The following is a 17700-nucleotide window of genomic DNA, read 5'->3' as shown; positions in this document are numbered from 1 at the left end:
AGGCGCGGCGTGTGGTGCGCCTCACCTACCGATTGTTCGGTCGTCGGCACATTTTGGCTACAGGCGGCTCCAGGCTGTGGACAATCGGTTCTCCACAACCTGGGATAGAGGCAGTACGTCCATGGTAGGGAGGCGGGGGGACATGGCATCTGAACGAATGGCCGAAGGGATGGAGTCCGGCCGTCCGGAGAGCCCGTCCCGCACGCCGGCCGGTCGTGCGGAAAGCCAGTCCCGTCCACCGGCCGACCGCCCGGAGAACCGGCCCCGCCCCCTGGACGCCATAGACCGCGACATCCTGCAGATGCTGCAGGCCGACGGGCGCGCGTCGATACGTTCGGTGGCCGAACACGTCCATGTGTCCCGCGCGAATGCCTACGCCCGCATCAACCGGCTCATCGAGGACCGCGTGATCCGCGGGTTCAGCGCGCGCATCGACCACGAGCGGGCCGGGCAGGGCGCCTCCGCCTACATCACCCTCAAGATCGTGCAGAACTCCTGGCGCACGGTGCGAGAACAGCTGCGGGCCCTGCCCGAGGCGGCCCATATCGCTCTGGTGAGCGGTGACTTCGACGTTCTGCTGCTGGTGCACACCCCGGACACCCGGGCGCTGCGCGATGTCGTACTCACCAAGCTCCAGGCCATCCCCGAAGTGCTCAGCACGCGCACGTTGCTGGTCTTCGAGGAGGAGGATCTGGACGCGGAGGCCTGACGGATCACGGCCGCGGGACGGCGCATCAGTCCTCCTTGCGGAGCCCCGAGAAGACCAACTGCACGACAGCGTCGGCGATTTCCTGCACTCCCGCCCCACGGGCGTCGGGCCGGTACCACTCCACGATCGAGTTGATCATGCCGAAGACCAGGCGAGTGGCCAGCCGGACCTCGACGTCGCCCCGTACGTTGCCGTCGGCAGCCGCGGCCTTCAGCAGGTCCGCCACCTGGTGGTCGAATTCACGGCGCCGCTCCAGGGCCCATCGCTCGGTGCCGGTGTTGCCGCGCACGCGCAGCAGCAGCGTGACATACGGCAGTTCGGCTATGAGGACCTCCACCATGCGGCGCGTGACGTACTCGAGACGCTCCACGGCACGCCCCACGCGCGCGTGCTCCTCGTCGAGGATCCCGAACAGCCCGTCGAGCGCCCGGCTGACGGCCCGCCGCAGCAGCTCCTCCTTGCCCGCGACATGGTGGTAGATCGACGACTTCGAGATGCCCGCCGCCTTGGCGAGGTGCTCCATGGAGGTGCCGTCGTAGCCGCGCTCGTTGAAGACCTCGACGGAGACGGAGAGCAGCGTCTCGGGGGTGTAGGTATCGCGCTTGGCGGCGGTCATGAGGCGGACTCCCGCTTCTCGGAGGCGTACGCGCGGCCGAGACCAAGACCACCAGGGCCGGCGCTCGGGCCGCCACAGCCGGGCCCGATGCGGCTGGGGGCGGAGCGCCCGGGGACGAGTGCTGTCATGCTCGCGATCCTCCCGCACCGGGTTTTCCACAGGTTCGGGGGTCCCCCTTGTCCCGACCGATCGTTCGGTTACTCTAACTCTGTCCGCCTGTTCTGCACAGCTCGCCGGCTCGACGAGGAGCCGGTCCGAGGAGGAGTTGGTCCCCGATGGCCGCCGCACTCACCGCGCACCAGCTGATCGACAAGCACCGGCCCACCCTCGACCAGGCGCTGGAAACGATCCGCACGCGCGCGTACTGGTCCCCGCACCCCGAGCACCCCAAGGCCTACGGCGAGAACGGCAGCCTGAGCGCGGCCGAAGGCAAGGCCGCCTTCGACGCTCTCCTGGGCAGCCGCATGGATCTCGGCCAGCCGGGCACGGACGACTGGGCCGGCGGCGAGGTCTCGCCGTACGGACCGGCACTTGGCATCACCTATCCGCATGCGGACATCGAGGTCCTGTTGCCCGCCATGCGTGCGGGCATGCACGCGTGGCGGGACGCGGGCGCGGAGATGCGTGCGGTGACGTGTCTTGAGATCCTGGCCCGGATCAGCGCCCGCACGCACGAGTTCGCGCACGCGGTCATGCACACCAGCGGCCAGGCGTTCATGATGGCGTTCCAGGCGGGCGGCCCGCACGCCCAGGACCGCGGCCTCGAGGCGGTGGCGTATGCGTACGTGGAGCAGGCCAGGACCCCGGACACCGCGGAGTGGACCAAGCCGCAGGGCAAGCGGGACCCGCTCGCGCTGAACAAGCAGTTCACGGCCGTGCCGCGCGGTGTCGCCCTGGTGATCGGCTGCAACACCTTCCCGACGTGGAACGGCTACCCCGGCCTCTTCGCATCCCTGGCCACCGGAAACGCCGTGCTGGTCAAGCCGCACCCTCGCGCGGTGCTGCCGCTCGCGCTCACCGTCCAGACGGCCCGTGAGGTGCTCGCCGAGGCGGGCTTCGACCCGAACCTGGTGGCCGTGGCCGCGGAGCGGCCGGGCGAAGGCATCGCCAAGACCCTTGCCGTACGCCCCGAAATCAAGATCATCGACTACACGGGTTCGACGGCGTTCGGCGAATGGCTGGAGGCCAACGCCCGCCAGGCGCAGGTGTACACCGAGAAGGCCGGCGTCAACACGATCGTCGTCGAGTCGACCGACGACTACCAGGGCATGCAGGCCAACCTCGCGTTCTCCCTGTCCCTCTACAGCGGCCAGATGTGCACCACCCCGCAGAACCTGCTGATCCCGCGCGACGGCATCACCACGGACGCGGGCCACAAGACCTTCGACGAGGTCGTGGCCGATCTGGCAGCCGCGGTGAGCGGCCTGCTGGGCGACGACGCGCGGGCCAACGCGCTCCTGGGTGCCCTGGTCAACACTGATGTGAAGGCCCGCCTGGACGCCGCGTCCGGCCTGGGCGAGGTCGCCCTGCCCTCGCGGGAGATCAGCAACCCGGAGTTCCCCGACGCCGTGGTCCGTACGCCGGTGATCGTGAAGCTCGACGGCGCCAAGCCGGACGCGGAGGCGGCCTATCTGAGCGAGTGCTTCGGCCCGGTCTCCTTCGCTGTGGCGGTCGACTCGGCGGCAGACGCCGTGGAGCTGCTGCGGCGCACGGTGCGCGACAAGGGGGCGATGACCGTCGGCGCCTACACCACGTCGGACGAGGTCTCCGAGGCGATCGAGGAAACGTGCCTGGAGGAGTGCGCGCAGCTGTCCCTGAACCTGACGGGCGGCGTGTACGTCAACCAGACCGCGGCGTTCTCGGACTTCCACGGATCGGGCGGCAACCCGGCGGCCAACTCGGCCTTGTGTGACGGCGCGTTCGTGGCGAACCGGTTCCGGGTGGTGGAGGTGCGGCGGGAGGCGTGAGTTACTCCGCGCCGCTCGCGGACCAGTGGAAGAGCGTCATGGCCACGCTTGTCGCCAGGTTGTAGCTGGAGACCTGGGGGCGCATCGGCAGGGACACCAAGTGGTCCGCCCGCGCGCGGACTTCGCCGGACAGGCCGCTCCGTTCGGACCCGAAGGCGAGGACCGCGTCGTCCGGGATCTTCAGGCCGCGGATGTCCTCGCCCGCCGCGTCGAGCGCGAACAGCGGCCCCCGCGGCAGATCGGCGACGTCCAGGCGCTCCACCGCTGTCGCGAAGTGCAGGCCTGCGCCTCCGCGTACGACCGTCGGATGCCAGGGGTCGAGAGTGCCTGTGGTCACGACGCCCGTCGCCCCGAAACCGGCCGCGAGGCGGATCACCGCTCCGGCGTTGCCCAGGTTGCGCGGGTTGTCGAGCACCACGACCGGCGCTGACCGCGGCATACGTGCCAGCGCCTCAAGATTGGCCGTACGCGAAGGACGTACCGCCAGAGCAGCCACGCCGGTCGGGTGGATACGCGGGACGAGGGCCCGCAGCGCCTCGTCCGTGACCTCGACCAGCAGCGCACCGAGTGGTTCCCGCAGGTCGGGGGCGAGGTCGTCGGCCAGACCGAGAGCGGCCGCCCGGTCGCTTGTCAGGGCGACGGGGATCTCGGCGCCGAAGCGCAGGGCGTGCTTGAGGGCGTGGAAACCGTCGAGCAGTACGGCCGTGTCGGCGAGCCCGCGCCAGATACGTACCGCGGCGGTGGCCGAGGTAGCAATGACCAATGCAGAGGGCTCGTTCATGCCGTGAAGCCTACGCGCGCTTGCTCCGCGGATTCCGGGTCCGGCTCCTCGCCCCGGCGCTGTCCAGGCACCCGGAGTTCTCCACGGGAACCGCGCCCGCGCCCCGGAAGCAGCACTCCACGCGCGCGTGCCGCCCATCCGCCCACGCGCCGGAGGAACGACGTCGGCAGGAAGACCGCATCAGCGGTGATCATCGCGAGCGAGAAGAACGGAAGGCCGAGCACGACGGCGATGACGGCGTGCTCGCAGATCATGGCCGCCAGCAGGACGTTCTTCACGCGCCGGTTGAAAAGGGTGAACGGGAAGGCGACCTGGACCGCGACCGTCCCGTATGTCACCAGCATCACGAAGGTGCCATGGGCGGCGAGCGCGTCGGAGAGGGCCGGCCAGGGCGAGAAGGAGTCGAGCTGGAGCGGGTAGTAGACCGCGGTGCCGTCCTGCCAGCGGCTGCCCTGGATCTTGTACCAGCCCGCGGTGGCGTAGATCAGACAGGCCTCAGCCATGATCACGAAGAGTGCGGCGTTGTGGACGAGGTTGGCGACGATATCGAGGAGAAGACGCAGCTCTCCGCCGGGCGCGCGTCGCTCTACGGCCCACCACAGACCATGGGCGCCCCACAGTCCCCAGAAGATCAACAGCCAGCCCCAGCCGAGCTCGCCCATGAACGTCACGACGGAGAGCGCGAGCCCGAGGACCCACCACAGGCCCGGCCCGACCCTGTCCCTCGTCTCGTCCGTCTTGTTCGTCTCGTCCCGGGAGTGCCCGCTGTCGTCGAAACCGTCCCGGGTTTCAGCCTCGTCGACCCCGTCCCGGGGTTGCGCAGTCTCGTCGACCGCGTCCCGGGGTTGCGCAGTCTCGTCGACCGCGTCCCGGGGTTGCCTGGCCTCGTCGACCGCGTCCCGGGGTTGCCTGGCCTCGTCGGCCCCGTCCCGGAGTCGCCTGGCCTCGTCGGCCCCGGAACGCTCGCCACGCGCGCGTGCCTCCTGCGCGCGCCGCAGCCTCCGCGCGTCCAGCGACCAGACCTGCCCACAGCGCGTGAGCACCAGATAGACCGACATCAGGTGAATGACGTTGTCACCGCCGTCACCCATGAAGATGCTGCGGTTCTGCAGCGAGAGCACCCCGACCATGAAGAGCACGGACATGGTGCGGGTACGCCAGCCGAGCATCAGCAGCGCGCTGGAGAGCATCGCCAGCACGTAGACCGTCTCGAACCAGAACGTGCTGTCGGACCACATCAGCACCGTGAAAGCGTGGTTGTTCGCGATGAGCTGCTGGGCCATGTCCCAGTCCCAGGGGCCGTCGGGCCCGTACATCTCATGGCGGTTCGGCAGCTCGCGCAGGAGGAACAGCAGCCAGGTGGCGGCGAAGCCGATACGGATCACGGCGGTCTGGTACGGGCCCAGCGCGGTTGCCGTGACGCGCGCGATGCCGCGCGCGAGCGATGCGATCGGGCGCTCGAGACGGTGGAGACGGTCGAGACGGTCGAGACGGCTCACCGGGCGGTCACCTCCACCTTCGTAGCTCGAGCCAGAGGCACGTCGTCCGGCGTCACCGACCACCAGGGGAGCTCACGGAACACAGGCCGGGTGTCGATCTTCTCGTCGCTCCACTCGGGCGGCGGCACATTGTCGGTCCTGGAACGGACCTGCACGCGCTCGATGACAGCGCCTCGTCCGCCCGGGTTCTCACCGTCGAGACGCAGGACGACTATGCGGCGTATGTAGCGCTCCGAGAGGTCGCCGCGCAGACCGGCCGGGCGGTTCTCGGTGTCGTGTGAGGAGACGTAGAAGTCCCAGGCCCGGCGCAGTTCGTTCTGCTGAGTGTGGCTCGGGAGCAGATTGCCGTCGATGGCGGCTCCGTCGTGCGCGGAGAGGTCGTACCACCCGGTCGTCCGGGTCGCTCCGTCCGCGGTACGGACCTCGGCCCGCGCCTGCACCGAGATGTTCTGCTGCAGGGGATTGGGGGCGAAGAGCTTCCAGTTCTGCTCGAACTCGGGATATATCCACTCGTCGATCGCCTGCCCGTGCTGCTTTGTCACGGTGTTCGACGGTGCGACGTGCAGAAACACCATCGCGAGGTGCGCACACGCGGCAAGCGCGACTGTCCCGAGCGCGAGCGCGGCGACGATCTGGTAGCGGAACGAGAGCGCGGCTATGCCGATCCGGGGAGCGTGGGGAGGTGGTGCGGGCTGGGGGCGGGCGCTCGCGCCCTTGTCGTATGCGTCCATTCCGCCCCGATCCATCCACGCTTTCCGATGCGATTCCTGATTGCTGATCCGGATTCGGATTCCTCGGGTTCCGGATTCCGGTTGCCGCCCGTTTCCGTTTCCCGCGGCCCGCCCGCTACGGCTCCCCGGCCCCCGACCTTCGGACCCTCGGGCCCCGGCCCCCGACCTTCGGACCCTCGGACCTCGGGCCCTGACCCTCGTCGCGACGTTCGCACCGGACGGTACCCAGGTCTGCCCGCCCGGCACAGCGATCCGTGACGTTGTCCACAGGGTTGACACCTTACGGCGCCGGTTCACATCCCTCGTCCCGTCCGGCACGCGGCCTTCAGGCCAGCCGATGGCCGGGGGTTGCAGGTAGCGCCGACCGGGGGGGTGCAGGTGGCGCCGGCCGGGGGTTGCACGTGGGCGCCGGCTGGAGGTTGCAGGTGGGGGACGGGCGCGAATCCGGAATCTGCTCGTGCCGTTCCCTTCTCGTAGAACCTGTTCTATCTTGACGCCCCGTCAGATCGATTGTCAGTGCCCGTGCTCACAGCGGTCGCCGTATCGCGGAAGGACAGGCCGTGGACTTCACCTTCACCGAGGAACAGCAGGCGGCCGCAGAGGCGGCGAAAGCAGTGTTCGCCGGGGTCACGCCGGACGGCGTACCCAGCCCGGCCCTCACCCCGGGCCCCGTCGCAGAGGACTTCGACCGTGCACTGTGGGCCAGGCTCGCCGACAGCGATCTGCTGAGTCTGCTGGTCGGACCCGAGTACGGCGGGGCCGGCCTGGACGCCATCGCCCTCTGCCTCGTACTGCGGGAATCCGCGAAGGTGCTCGCCCGCGTCCCGCTGCTGGAGAGCAGCGCCGCGGCATACGCCGTACACACCTACGGCGGTGAGGAACTGAAGCGCGACATACTTCCGCCCGCCGCACGTGGCGATCTCGTCCTGACCGTGGCCGCCAACGGCCGTACCGGCCACGACCCGGCGGAACTCGCCGTCACCGCACGTCGGGACGGCGACGCCTGGGTCCTGGACGGCGTCCAGACAGCCGTGCCCTGGGCACATGGCGCCGACCTGATCATGGTCCCCGCGCACACCGGCGATGGTCGCACCATGCTGGCGCTCGTCCCGCGCGGCCACGAGGGCATCAGCCTCTACGAGCAGATCTCCACGAGCGGCGAACGCCTCGGCGAAGTCCGTCTGGACTCCGTACGCATCAACGCCCACGACGTCATCGAGGCCGAGGGCGCCTGGGAGTGGCTGCGGAACCTTCTGGCCACCGGCACCTGCGCGCTGGCGCTGGGCCTCGGCGAGGGGGTGCTGGCCATGACGAGTACGTACACCGGCAAACGCGAGCAGTTCGGGTTCCCGATCGCCACCTTCCAGGCCGTCGCCGTACAGGCCGCCGACCGCTACATCGACCTGCGCGCGATGGAGGCCACCCTCTGGCAGGCCGCCTGGCGCATCAGCACGGCCGCAGGCGGCGCGTTGCCGGCGTCGGGCGATGTGGCGGTCGCCAAGATCTGGGCGTCCGACGGCGTACGACGCGTCGTACAGACCGCGCAGCATCTGCATGGCGGCTTCGGCGCCGACACCGACTACCCGCTGCACCGCTACCACGCGTGGGCCAAACACCTCGAGCTGTCACTCGGCCCGGCCGCGGCGCACGAGGAAGCGCTGGGTGATCTGCTCGCCGCCCATGCACTGAGCTGATCGGCGGGCGGCCGCGGGCCCGGCAGGCAGCCTTGGCTCGCAGCAGGACAGTCTCGGCTGGCGGCGGGGCAGTCTCGGCTCGCGGCAGGACCGTCTCGGCTGACGGCGGGACAGTCTCGGCTCGCGGCGGGACAGTCTCGGCTCAGCAGGCCGTCTCGGCTCGCGGCGGGCGATCTTTGTGCAGCCGGCCGACGCGGCCCGCTACAGCACGAATCCCGGCTGCCCCTTGGCGTCCACGACCGGGCGGCCGGCGGCAGCCCACACCTGCATACCGCCGTCGACGTTCACGGCGTCGATGCCCTGCTGCACGAGGTACATCGCGACCTGCGCCGAGCGCCCGCCGGACCGGCAGATGACATGGATCCTGCCGTCCTGCGGCGCCGCCTCGGTCAGCTCGCCGTACCGGGCCACGAACTCACTGATGGGGATGTGCAGCGCCCCCTCGACGTGACCCGCCTCCCATTCATCGTCCTCGCGGACGTCCAGCAGGAAGTCCTCGGCCGACAGCTGGCCGACCTCGACCGTGGGCACACCAGATCCGAAATGCATAACCCCGACGCTACCTGACCACGCCCCACCGCTTCACGGCTGCGCCGCCCACTGTTCCGGGAGCCGTATCGAGGCACCGGCTCAGCCCCGGAAGACGATCCGCTGGATCGCTGGTCCGCTGGATCCGCTGGTTCACCGGATCCGCTGGTTCACTGGATCCGCTGGTTCACTGGATCCGCTGGATCGCTGGATCGCTGGATCCGCTGGTTCACTGGATCCGCTAAGCGGCCAGCAGCCGCGCCAGCTCCGCCTCACGCTCCGCGACCTCGGCCAGCAGCTGCTCGGCGATCTCGTCCAGCAGCCGGTCCGGGTCGTCGGGCGCCAGCCGCAGCATCGAGCCGATCGCGCCCTCCTCCAGCTCACGCGCGACCAGGGTGAGCAGCTCCTTGCGCTGCGCCAGCCACTCGAGCCGGGCGTACAGCTCCTCGCTGGGGCTGGGCCGTCGTTCCGCGGGCACCGGCCCTGCGGCCCACTCCTCGGCCAGTTCCCTCAGCAACGCCTCGTCACCACGGGCGTATGCGGCGTTCACCCGCGAGATGAACTCGTCACGCCGGTCCCGCTCCCGCTCGTCGTCCGCCAGATCCGGATGCGCCTTACGCGCCAGCTCGCGGTACAGCTTGCGGGCCTCGTCGCTGGGGCGCACCCGCTGCGGCGGCCTGACCGACTGATCGGTGAGCATCGCGGCGGCCTCGGGCCGCAGCCCGTCCGAGTCCATCCAGTCGTGGAACAGCTCCTCGACCGCCGGCATCGGCATGACCCGCGCCCGCGCCTCCTGCGCCCGGCGCAGATCCTCGGGATCACCGGTACGGGCTGCTCTGGCCTCAGCGATCTGCGCGTCGAGCTCGTCCAGCCGTGCGTACATCGGGCCGAGCTTCTGATGGTGCAGCCGGGAGAAGTTCTCCACCTCGACCCGGAACGTCTCGACGGCGATCTCATACTCGATCAACGCCTGCTCAGCGTTGCGCACGGCCTGCTCGAGCCGCTCCTCGGGCCGCCGCCCATCAGAACCGGCCCGCTGCCCGGTCCCCGCCTGCTTCGCCTGCTCGCCAGCACCTGGGTGCTGGTCGCCGCTGGGCTGCTGGTCGCCACCGGGCTGCTCGCCGGCACCCGCCTGGCCACCGACACCGGCGGGCTCATCCGTGCCGGACCGCTCACCTGCGCCAGCCCGCTCCCGCGGCTCCTGGGCAGGCGGCTCGGGCTGGGGCGTCTCGGCTTCCGGGGTCGTCACCGGTCCAGCCTAGGCCACGGCCGCGAGACGGAGACCAGCGCTCCGAAGGGAAGCCGCGGGGGCCCCGAATCTGGCCGGTCGCCCCTGGCTGGGAGGGGCCCGCCCCCGCCCCCACCCCGCCCCCACCCCGCCTCGCCCCGCCCCGCCCCGCCCCCTACCCCCTCAAACCCCAATCTCCGCCGCCACCCTCCCCTCCCTCACCGCAGCCACCAGCCCCGCATGATCAGCTTCCGTGCGGTCTGCGTAGGCCATCGCGAAGTGTGCGATCGCCTCGTCCAGTTCCTCGGTCTTGCCGCAGTATCCGGCTATCAGTCGTGGCTCGGCGCTGTGTGCGTGGGCGCGGGCCAGTAGGGCGCCGGTCATGCGGCCGTAGTCGTCCAGCTGGTCGGCGGCCAGCGCCGCGGGGTCCACGCTGCCCTTTCGGTTGCGGAACTGCCGTACCTGGAAAGGCCGTCCGTCGACCGACGTCCATCCCAGGAGGATGTCGCTGACCACCTGCATACGCTTCTGGCCGAGCACCACTCGGCGGCCCTCGTGGTTCTCCTCCGGCACCTTGAAGCCGGCGGCCGGCAGGTGCGGCAGAAGAGCGGACGGGCGCGCTTCCTTCACCTGCAGCACGAGGGGCTCGCCCCGGTGGTCGAGGAGCAGCACCACGTACGAGCGGGTTCCGACGCTGCCGGTGCCGACCACCCGGAACGCGACGTCCTGGATCGCGTACCGCGCCAGCAGCGGCAGTCGGTCGGCGGACAGGGTGCTCAGATACTCGCCGAGGGAGGCCGCCACCGCGGCCGCTTCGGCGTCGGGTATGCGGCGCAGCACGGGCGGGGCGTCGACGAACCGCCGTCCGCCGTCGACTGTCGGCTCGGTGGATTTGGCGGCGAACCGCCCGCTTGTGTTGTTCCGTGCCTTCTGCGAGACCCGCTCCAGCGTCCCGAGCAGGTCGTGTGCGTCCGTGTGCGAGACCAGTTCCTCGTCGGCGATGGCGTTCCACGCGTCCAGTACCGGAAGTTTCGCCAGCAGTCGCATCGTGCGCCGGTAGGCGCCGGCGGCGTCGAAGGCCGCCTTGCGGCAGACGTCTTCGTCCGCTCCCGTTTCACGGCCCGCGAGAACGAGCGACACGGCGAGCCGCTTGACGTCCCACTCCCACGGTCCGTGCACGGTTTCGTCGAAGTCATTCAGGTCGATGACCAGGCCGCCGCGCGCGTCCGCATAGAGCCCGAAGTTGGCCGCGTGTGCGTCGCCGCATATCTGTGCGCCGACGCCCGTGAGGGGCGTGCGCGCCAAGTCGTACGCCATGAGTCCGGCCGAACCGCGCAGGAAGGCGAAGGGACTTGCGGCCATCCGCCCGACGCGTATGGGTGTGAGCTCCGCCAGCCTGCCTCGGTTGGACTCCTCGACGGCGGTGACGGCGTCCGGGCGACCGCTGTCGGCCGAGAACTCGGCGTGCGAGGACCGGGGCACACGCGCACGCAGTGCCTTGCCCTCCTGCTTGGGCGAATGCCCGGGCGAATCCTCCGCGGGCCATTCCGCGAATCCCCGCACCCGCGGCAGCCGGGCCGCCCGAGGCCCACCCCCCAGCTGGGGCGCTTCCGCTGCATCGCGCGCCGCCGTCTCGTCGCGCGACGTCTCGTCGTGCTCCGTCTCGACGCGCCGTCCGCGAACGCCCGTGGCTTCCAGCCCGGCTTCCGTACTGATCTCGGTCACGGCGACCGCCTCCCCCGTGTCTCACCGCCTTCTGCGGCGGTTGCAGCAGTGGCGGTACGCAGCGCACGGAACGCCGTACAGCCCCCGCGGAGCGCGAACATACGGGCGTTACGGACCGCGGACGCACCGCGTACCGACGTTCAGATGAACATCAACCGGCAATGACCGTACCGCCGGTGGCGAGAGTGCGTCAGAGCCTGTGGACAACTCCGCACCTGTGGACAACTCCACGTCCGCACCCACGGCAGGCTGTGGACAACTCGGGCCGACGAACTCGCCGAGCGCCTACGAGCGTTGTAGTGCGCACCATTTCAGCCGCCCTGTGCAGCCGCCCATTCAGTCGCCCTATGCAGCCCCCCGCCCTACTGCTGGAACTACCCCGGACACCCCGAGCCGTCCGGCAGGTGCTTCTCAGCCCACTGCCCGAGTTCCTTGAGCGAGGGCTCCAGCGCAGCACCCGCCGCTGTGAGGCGGTACGAGACGCGCAGCGGGGGTCCCTCGGACACCTCCCGTACGACGAGCCCCGCGGTGGCGAGTTCCGTGAGCCGGTCCGAGAGCATGCGTTCGCTGATGCCGGGGATGGCCCTCCGCAGATCGGCGAAGTGGACGGGCTGCTGGATCAGCACGGACACGATGAGCCCGGTCCAGCGCTTTCCGAGCAGCTCGAATACGCGCGTGATGCCTTCGTCCACGCGCTTGCACGCCGTCTCGCTGTGGACCCCGTTGGCCGCCATGAGTCCAGGGTACTGCCTTACCTTCGGGAGGTGAAAAAAAGTAAGGACCTGTGTTATCCATAGTTACGCACGGAGTGGCAGTGCGTCGGTAGCGGCGACGCGGCACGCCCATGCCGCCTCACGCTCACGATTCCTCCCACTCCGCTCACCACTCATCGCCACATCCGCCCGGCCCGCCGGGCGGGGCATTACCCACGGAGATCCCCATGGCCACCCTGTTGCATCTGGACTCGTCTGTTTTCCCTGGTTCCGCCTCCGCTTCCCGGACCGTCACGGACACGTTCCGCAAGGTATGGGAGGAGCAGCACCCCGAAGGCACGGTGATCTACCGGGATCTGGCCGCGAACCCCGTGCCCCATCTCGACGGCGCCGGCGCCTCCGCTGCCTTCGCTGACCCGGCGACGCACACCCCCGAGCAGGCGGCGGCCTACGCCGAGCGCATCAAGCTGGTGGAGGAGCTGGAGCAGGCCGACGCCGTGCTGATCGGCGCCCCGATGTACAACTTCACGATTCCGTCGACCCTGAAGGCCTGGCTGGACCAGGTGATCATCATGGGCCGCACCGCGGGCGAGACGTCCACGGTCAAGGGCACCCCGGTCACCGTCGTCGCCAGCCGGGGCGGCTCGTACGCCCCCGGCACGCCGCGTGAGGGCTTCGAGTACGTGCAGAACCTGATCGGCGCTCTGCTGTCGGACATGCTCGGCATGGACGTCGACTTCATCGTCCCCGAGCTGACGCTTGCGCACTCCAACCCCGCCATGGCGGAGCTGATCCCGCTCGCCGAGGCGTCCCGCGAGAAGGCCCTGAACGACGCGGCCTCGAAGGCGAAGACACTCGTCCAGCGCGTCGCCGCCGCCTGATCCACCAGGCCGTCTGATCCAGCGGCGGCCTGATCCACAGCGCCGTCGACCTGCGGCCGGCCGCAGCCGACCGTACGACCGCAGTCGCTCCAACCGGGGCCCGCCCGAACCGGCGGGCCCCGGCAGGCGCACCCCGGCAGGCATACACACCGACGACGCTCCAGCGGTGAGATACGTCACCGCGGAGCCCTCGCCGCGCACCAGGCGGGGCACCCGCACCGCGGCGCCGTACGACACAGCAGTACAGCAGTACAGACGCAGCAGTACAGACGCAGCAGTACGACACAGCCGCGCAAGACGCCCACAGCGGGCATATCACCAAGCGACTGCCACCAAGCAACTGCCCGCCAAGCGACATGCACCACGGTGAGATACAACACAAAAAGCGAGTCCCCGCCAGGACTTTCGTCTCTGGCGGGGACCCGCTTCATGTTGTGCGCGAGGGGGGAGTTGAACCCCCACGCCCTTGCGGGCACTGGAACCTGAATCCAGCGCGTCTGCCTATTCCGCCACCCGCGCATTGGGTGTTGTCGTCCGGTCCCGCGTTTTCGGTGCGAGCGCCTGCCGACATCCAGAAGATTAGCACGCTGTCGAGGGTGGATTCACATCCGTATCCGCGAGCAGCCGTGAGACCGGATCCCGGCGCATCGCGAGGCCGCGTACGCCACGCACGGCACCGGACCAGGGGCATCGGACCAGGGGTATCTCCAGCACACAGCGCACTCTCCAGCCCACACCGCACCCGGCCGGGCCGCACGTCCCGACGGAGGCCGGCCGGGACCCCGGCCTCCCCGGCGCGCGTCAACCACCGGCCGCCCAGCACCCCCGGACACCTCTACTCGTCCTCCCGGCGACCAGCCCGTTCCCCCGACGACCGCCCCACCCCCCAGGACGACCGCCGTCGTCGTGCCGACACCCGCCCCGGCACCGGATCAGCACTGGCGCGGCACCGGATCAGCACTGGCGCGGCACCGGATCTGCACCGCCTCGGCACTGCCGCTGCACGGCCAGGCACCCCCGCGCTGCCGGACCGGTGCCGGATCGGCAGCGGATCCGCATCGGCCGCGTACCAACCTCGTACCGGTCCCGGCCCGGACCCCCGGCAGTGACCGAGGTCCACAGCCGGGTGCGGGACACTGTTCTCAGGCCCCCTCTACGATCCCTTGTCGGGAAGGTTCAACGGAGAACTTCACCGAGCCTCACCGGAGCGGTTCGGCAAGGAGTGCGGAGAGGTTCGCCGAGGAGTTCAGAGCGGAGTTCAAAGGGGAGCCCCGAGGTGAAGGAGCCCCGGCACGAGTCTCAGGAGGAGGCTGCACAGGTGCCCCGACGAGGTCCGGCCGGCGTCCGGAATCGGCCTTCGAGGAGGCCCGGAAGGATCCCGGCTCTTCCGCCAGGGCATGTCTTGTGAGGGTCGACACTCATGGTCCGGGCAGACAAGGGGAACCAGCCGATTTACCGGCGCGTGGATACGATCAGTAAGCAGTACCAGGGCGACATCGAAGGAGGAGGTGCCCCATGGGAGTCCTGAAGAAGTTCGAGCAGCGTCTCGAGGGTCTGGTCAACGGCACCTTCGCCAAGGTGTTCAAGTCCGAGGTCCAGCCCGTCGAGATCGCCGGCGCCCTGCAGCGCGAGTGCGACAACAACGCGACGATCTGGAACCGCGAGCGGACCGTCGTTCCCAACGACTTCATCGTGGAGCTGAGCACGCCGGACTACGAGCGTCTGAGCCCCTACTCGGGACAGCTCGGCGACGAGCTGTCCGGCATGGTCCGCGACTATGCGAAGCAGCAGCGCTACACCTTCATGGGACCGATCAAGGTCCACCTGGAGAAGGCCGACGACCTCGACACGGGTCTGTACCGGGTGCGCAGCCGCACGCTCGCTTCCAGCACCTCCCAGGCTCCCGGCCGCGCCCCTGCGGGCCCGGCAGCCGGTGGCCGGGGTGCAGCCTCGGGCGGTGGCTACGGCTACCCGGGGCCCGCAGGCGGGTACCCGCAGCAGCCGACCGGTGCTCCTCCCATGCCGTCCACGCCTCCGCCCGGCCGCCCCGGACCCGCGTCCGGACCCGCGTCCGGACCCGCGTCCGCGGGACAGCGGTCGGCCGCGGGCCCGCTGCCGGGCGCCCAGGTGCGGCGCTGGATCGAGATCAACGGCACCCGCCACCAGATCTCCCGCCCGACGATGGTGCTGGGCCGCAGCACCGACGCCGACGTGCGGATCGACGACCCCGGCGTCTCGCGCCGGCACTGTGAGATCCGGACCGGAACGCCCTCGACGATCCAGGATCTCGGGTCCACCAACGGAATCGTGGTGGACGGGCAGCACACCACCCGCGCTACGCTCCGCGACGGCTCGCGGATCGTCGTGGGCAGCACCACCATCATTTACCGGCAAGCCGAAGGGTGAAGCGGGGGCAATGTCAGAGCTGACCCTCACGGTCATGCGGCTGGGTTTCCTGGCCGTACTGTGGCTGTTCGTGATCGTGGCCGTGCAGGTCATCCGCAGCGACCTGTTCGGTACGCGCGTCACCCAGCGCGGGTCGCGCCGTGACGCCGGGCGGCCGCAGCAGGCCGCCCGCCAGGCCGCGCCGCCGCAGCAGCGCCAGCAGAGCGGCGGCGGCCGCCAGCGCCGCGGCGCTCCCACCAAGCTGGTCGTCTCCGAGGGCACCCTGACCGGCACCACGGTGGCGCTGCAGGGACAGACCATCACGCTGGGCCGGGCACACGACTCCACGATCGTGCTGGACGACGACTATGCGTCCAGCAGGCATGCCAGGATCTACCCCGACCGTGACGGCCAGTGGATCGTCGAGGATCTCGGGTCGACCAACGGCACGTATCTCGACCGGACCCGGCTGACCACGCCGACACCGATTCCGCTGGGCGCGCCGATCCGCATCGGCAAGACCGTCATCGAGCTGCGGAAGTAGTACGACAATGAGCGAGCGGAGCGAGCGAGCGGACGCGGTGGTCCTGGCACAGGACGCCGGCGCGCTCCCGACCGGAGGGTGGGCACCGTGCGGATGTACCCGGAGCCGACGGGCGAGGTGCGCATGAGTCTGTCACTGCGCTTCGCCGCCGGATCGCACAAAGGCATGATCCGCGAGGGCAACGAGGACTCGGGCTACGCCGGTCCCCGCCTTCTCGCGATCGCCGACGGCATGGGTGGCCAGGCCGCCGGCGAGGTCGCCAGCTCCGAGGTGATCTCGACACTCGTCACGCTCGACGACGACGTCCCGGGCTCGGACATCCTCACGTCGCTGGGCACCGCCGTGCAGCGTGCCAACGACCAGCTGCGGATGATGGTCGAGGAGGACCCCCAGCTCGAGGGCATGGGGACCACCCTGACCGCACTGCTGTGGACCGGTCAGCGGCTCGGTCTCGTACACGTCGGCGACTCGCGCGCGTACCTGCTGCGTGACGGCGTGCTGACGCAGATCACACAGGACCACACCTGGGTACAGCGGCTCGTCGACGAGGGCCGCATCACCGAGGAGGAGGCCACCACCCACCCGCAGCGCTCCCTGCTGATGCGCGCGCTGGGCAGTGGCGACCACGTCGAGCCGGACCTGTCGATCCGTGAAGTCCGCGCTGGCGACCGGTACTTGATCTGCTCCGACGGCCTGTCCGGGGTGGTCAGCCATCAGACGATGGAGGACACCCTCGCCAGCTACCAGGGCCCGCAGGAGACCGTGCAGGAGCTCATCCAGCTCGCGCTGCGCGGCGGCGGCCCGGACAACATCACGGTGATCGTCGCCGACGTCCTCGACATCGACAGCGGCGACACCCTGGCCGCGCAGCTCTCCGACACCCCCGTCGTGGTCGGCGCGGTCGCCGAGAACCAGCACAACCAGCACCATCTGCACGACAACAGCGCGATGCAGACCCCCGCGGGCCGCGCATCGGGCCTCGGCCGTCCGGCGCCCGGTCACGGCGGAGCCGGCGGCGAGTTCGGCCCGCCCGGCAGCGGCGACATCACCGGGTACGTTCCCCAGCCCGACTTCGGCGCCTACACGGACGACGACTTCGTCAAGCCGCGCAGGGGCCGCAAGTGGCTCAAGAGATCCTTCTACACCGCGCTCGCTCTCGCGGTCATCGGCGGCGGCCTGTACGGCGGCTACCGCTGGACGCAGACCCAGTACTACGTCGGGGCCAACGGCGAGCATGTCGCGCTGTACCGCGGCATCAGCCAGGATCTGGCCTGGGTCTCGCTGTCGAAGGTGGAGAAGGACCACCCCGACATCGAACTCAAGTACCTGCCGCCCTACCAGCGCAAGCTGGTCGAGGCGACCATCGCCGAGGGCAGCCTCGGCGACGCCCACGACAAGATCGACGAGTTGGCCCTTCAGGCGTCGGCGTGCAAGAAGAACGACGAGCGCCGCAAGGCCGAGAGCGACAACGCCAAGACCGGCGAGGGCGAGGCGGGTGGCACCACGGGAACGACCACGAGCGCCACGAAGACCTCGGTCGTCACGAAGGCCACACCCACGCCGAGTCCCTCGGCGTCCTCGACCGACAAGTCCACGACCGCACCCACTCCGACACCCGGCCCCAGCCTCTCCGACGAAGAGCAGAAGCTGGTCTCGCTGTGCGGTAAGCAGTAAGCAGCCGTGAGGGGCCCTGTCACAC

At 70.0% G+C, this 17700-nt stretch carries 16 protein-coding genes and 1 tRNA gene; 7 read left to right on the top strand and 10 right to left on the bottom strand.

The genetic code is table 11. The features are described 5' to 3' along the window. Window positions 1-142 precede the first annotated feature (142 nt). The gene (locus tag ACSMXV_RS22115) at window positions 143-709 is read left to right on the top strand and encodes an Lrp/AsnC family transcriptional regulator (protein WP_473173050.1); all 567 of its coding nucleotides are present in this window, start codon (window positions 143-145) and stop codon (window positions 707-709) included. Window positions 710-734: 25 nt separating this feature from the next. On the opposite strand, the gene ACSMXV_RS22110 is transcribed toward ACSMXV_RS22115, so the two are convergent. Both ACSMXV_RS22110 and ACSMXV_RS22105 read right to left on the bottom strand, forming a co-directional pair. Continuing rightward, on the bottom strand, window positions 735-1325 hold the full coding sequence (locus ACSMXV_RS22110; RefSeq protein ID WP_473173049.1) for a TetR/AcrR family transcriptional regulator: 591 nt from the start codon (window positions 1323-1325) through the stop codon (window positions 735-737). Further along, on the bottom strand, window positions 1322-1453 hold the full coding sequence (locus ACSMXV_RS22105) for a hypothetical protein (protein WP_473173048.1): 132 nt from the start codon (window positions 1451-1453) through the stop codon (window positions 1322-1324). Before ACSMXV_RS22105 ends, ACSMXV_RS22110 begins: the two co-directional genes overlap by 4 nt. A 147-nt stretch (window positions 1454-1600) precedes the next feature. Between ACSMXV_RS22105 and paaN the strand changes: the two genes are divergently transcribed. Then, window positions 1601-3292 (top strand): phenylacetic acid degradation protein PaaN, encoded by a 1692-nt coding sequence (gene paaN / locus ACSMXV_RS22100; protein ID WP_473173047.1) that lies wholly within the window; start codon window positions 1601-1603, stop codon window positions 3290-3292. 1 nt (window position 3293) lies between these two features. On the opposite strand, the gene ACSMXV_RS22095 is transcribed toward paaN, so the two are convergent. From ACSMXV_RS22095 to ACSMXV_RS22085, 3 genes are read right to left on the bottom strand one after another with little or no spacing between them, the layout of a single operon-like run. Further along, a complete protein-coding gene (locus ACSMXV_RS22095) occupies window positions 3294-4073 on the bottom strand; it encodes a TrmH family RNA methyltransferase (protein WP_473173046.1) in 780 nt (259 codons plus the stop codon). Continuing rightward, window positions 4070-5572, bottom strand: a complete 1503-nt coding sequence (locus ACSMXV_RS22090) for an HTTM domain-containing protein (protein ID WP_473173045.1) — start codon at window positions 5570-5572, stop codon at window positions 4070-4072. Before ACSMXV_RS22090 ends, ACSMXV_RS22095 begins: the two co-directional genes overlap by 4 nt. Continuing rightward, window positions 5569-6303: a DUF5819 family protein gene (locus ACSMXV_RS22085; protein WP_473173044.1), complete on the bottom strand. Its 735-nt coding sequence runs from the start codon at window positions 6301-6303 to the stop codon at window positions 5569-5571. Before ACSMXV_RS22085 ends, ACSMXV_RS22090 begins: the two co-directional genes overlap by 4 nt. 560 nt (window positions 6304-6863) lie before the next feature. Between ACSMXV_RS22085 and ACSMXV_RS22080 the strand changes: the two genes are divergently transcribed. After that, the gene (locus ACSMXV_RS22080) at window positions 6864-7997 is read left to right on the top strand and encodes an acyl-CoA dehydrogenase family protein (protein ID WP_473173043.1); all 1134 of its coding nucleotides are present in this window, start codon (window positions 6864-6866) and stop codon (window positions 7995-7997) included. A gap of 201 nt (window positions 7998-8198) precedes the next feature. Here ACSMXV_RS22080 and ACSMXV_RS22075 read toward each other — a convergent pair whose 3' ends face one another. The 4 genes from ACSMXV_RS22075 to ACSMXV_RS22060 all read right to left on the bottom strand — a co-directional run bounded on the left by ACSMXV_RS22075 (window position 8199) and on the right by ACSMXV_RS22060 (window position 12212). Beyond that, on the bottom strand, window positions 8199-8528 hold the full coding sequence (locus tag ACSMXV_RS22075; RefSeq protein WP_181863197.1) for a rhodanese-like domain-containing protein: 330 nt from the start codon (window positions 8526-8528) through the stop codon (window positions 8199-8201). 238 nt (window positions 8529-8766) lie between these two features. Continuing rightward, window positions 8767-9774 carry a hypothetical protein gene (locus ACSMXV_RS22070; protein ID WP_473173042.1) on the bottom strand — a complete coding sequence of 336 codons (1008 nt, stop codon included), beginning with the start codon at window positions 9772-9774 and terminating at the stop codon, window positions 8767-8769. Window positions 9775-9936: 162 nt separating this feature from the next. Continuing rightward, window positions 9937-11352 (bottom strand): DUF2252 domain-containing protein, encoded by a 1416-nt coding sequence (locus tag ACSMXV_RS22065; RefSeq protein WP_473179031.1) that lies wholly within the window; start codon window positions 11350-11352, stop codon window positions 9937-9939. Window positions 11353-11852: 500 nt separating this feature from the next. Further along, entirely contained in the window at window positions 11853-12212 is a 360-nt protein-coding gene (locus ACSMXV_RS22060) for a winged helix-turn-helix transcriptional regulator (RefSeq protein ID WP_473173041.1), read from the bottom strand. Between the two features lie 206 nt (window positions 12213-12418). Between ACSMXV_RS22060 and ACSMXV_RS22055 the strand changes: the two genes are divergently transcribed. Beyond that, the gene (locus ACSMXV_RS22055) at window positions 12419-13072 is read left to right on the top strand and encodes an FMN-dependent NADH-azoreductase (RefSeq protein ID WP_473173040.1); all 654 of its coding nucleotides are present in this window, start codon (window positions 12419-12421) and stop codon (window positions 13070-13072) included. 435 nt (window positions 13073-13507) lie between these two features. Here the strand turns inward: ACSMXV_RS22055 and ACSMXV_RS22050 are convergent. Continuing rightward, window positions 13508-13591: transfer RNA gene (locus tag ACSMXV_RS22050), tRNA-Leu, on the bottom strand. 996 nt (window positions 13592-14587) lie between these two features. On the opposite strand from ACSMXV_RS22050, the gene ACSMXV_RS22045 reads away from it, so the two are divergent. The 3 genes from ACSMXV_RS22045 to ACSMXV_RS22035 all read left to right on the top strand — a co-directional run bounded on the left by ACSMXV_RS22045 (window position 14588) and on the right by ACSMXV_RS22035 (window position 17675). Then, window positions 14588-15478, top strand: a complete 891-nt coding sequence (locus tag ACSMXV_RS22045) for an FhaA domain-containing protein (RefSeq protein ID WP_473173039.1) — start codon at window positions 14588-14590, stop codon at window positions 15476-15478. Between the two features lie 10 nt (window positions 15479-15488). After that, window positions 15489-16001, top strand: coding sequence for an FHA domain-containing protein FhaB/FipA (locus ACSMXV_RS22040; protein WP_473173038.1), 513 nt, complete (start codon window positions 15489-15491; stop codon window positions 15999-16001). Between the two features lie 123 nt (window positions 16002-16124). Then, entirely contained in the window at window positions 16125-17675 is a 1551-nt protein-coding gene (locus tag ACSMXV_RS22035; protein WP_473173037.1) for a Stp1/IreP family PP2C-type Ser/Thr phosphatase, read from the top strand. Window positions 17676-17700 lie beyond the last annotated feature (25 nt).

It is taken from the genome of Streptomyces sp. DSM 42067 (assembly GCF_055792885.1).
The sequence above is the reverse complement of the archived record's forward strand: the minus strand, read 5'-3'. Positions and strand labels throughout refer to the sequence as shown.

What these genes read in the sequence shown, in the direction of transcription:
- ACSMXV_RS22115 (WP_473173050.1), top strand. Translation starts at nt 143, where the DNA reads ATGGCATCTGAACGAATGGCCGAAGGGATGGAGTCCGGCCGTCCGGAG.
- ACSMXV_RS22085 (WP_473173044.1), bottom strand. Translation starts at nt 6,303, where the DNA reads ATGGACGCATACGACAAGGGCGCGAGCGCCCGCCCCCAGCCCGCACCA.
- ACSMXV_RS22095 (WP_473173046.1), bottom strand. Translation starts at nt 4,073, where the DNA reads ATGAACGAGCCCTCTGCATTGGTCATTGCTACCTCGGCCACCGCCGCG.
- ACSMXV_RS22110 (WP_473173049.1), bottom strand. Translation starts at nt 1,325, where the DNA reads ATGACCGCCGCCAAGCGCGATACCTACACCCCCGAGACGCTGCTCTCC.
- ACSMXV_RS22060 (WP_473173041.1), bottom strand. Translation starts at nt 12,212, where the DNA reads ATGGCGGCCAACGGGGTCCACAGCGAGACGGCGTGCAAGCGCGTGGAC.
- ACSMXV_RS22040 (WP_473173038.1), top strand. Translation starts at nt 15,489, where the DNA reads ATGTCAGAGCTGACCCTCACGGTCATGCGGCTGGGTTTCCTGGCCGTA.
- ACSMXV_RS22035 (WP_473173037.1), top strand. Translation starts at nt 16,125, where the DNA reads ATGAGTCTGTCACTGCGCTTCGCCGCCGGATCGCACAAAGGCATGATC.
- ACSMXV_RS22045 (WP_473173039.1), top strand. Translation starts at nt 14,588, where the DNA reads ATGGGAGTCCTGAAGAAGTTCGAGCAGCGTCTCGAGGGTCTGGTCAAC.
- paaN (WP_473173047.1), top strand. Translation starts at nt 1,601, where the DNA reads ATGGCCGCCGCACTCACCGCGCACCAGCTGATCGACAAGCACCGGCCC.
- ACSMXV_RS22105 (WP_473173048.1), bottom strand. Translation starts at nt 1,453, where the DNA reads ATGACAGCACTCGTCCCCGGGCGCTCCGCCCCCAGCCGCATCGGGCCC.
- ACSMXV_RS22055 (WP_473173040.1), top strand. Translation starts at nt 12,419, where the DNA reads ATGGCCACCCTGTTGCATCTGGACTCGTCTGTTTTCCCTGGTTCCGCC.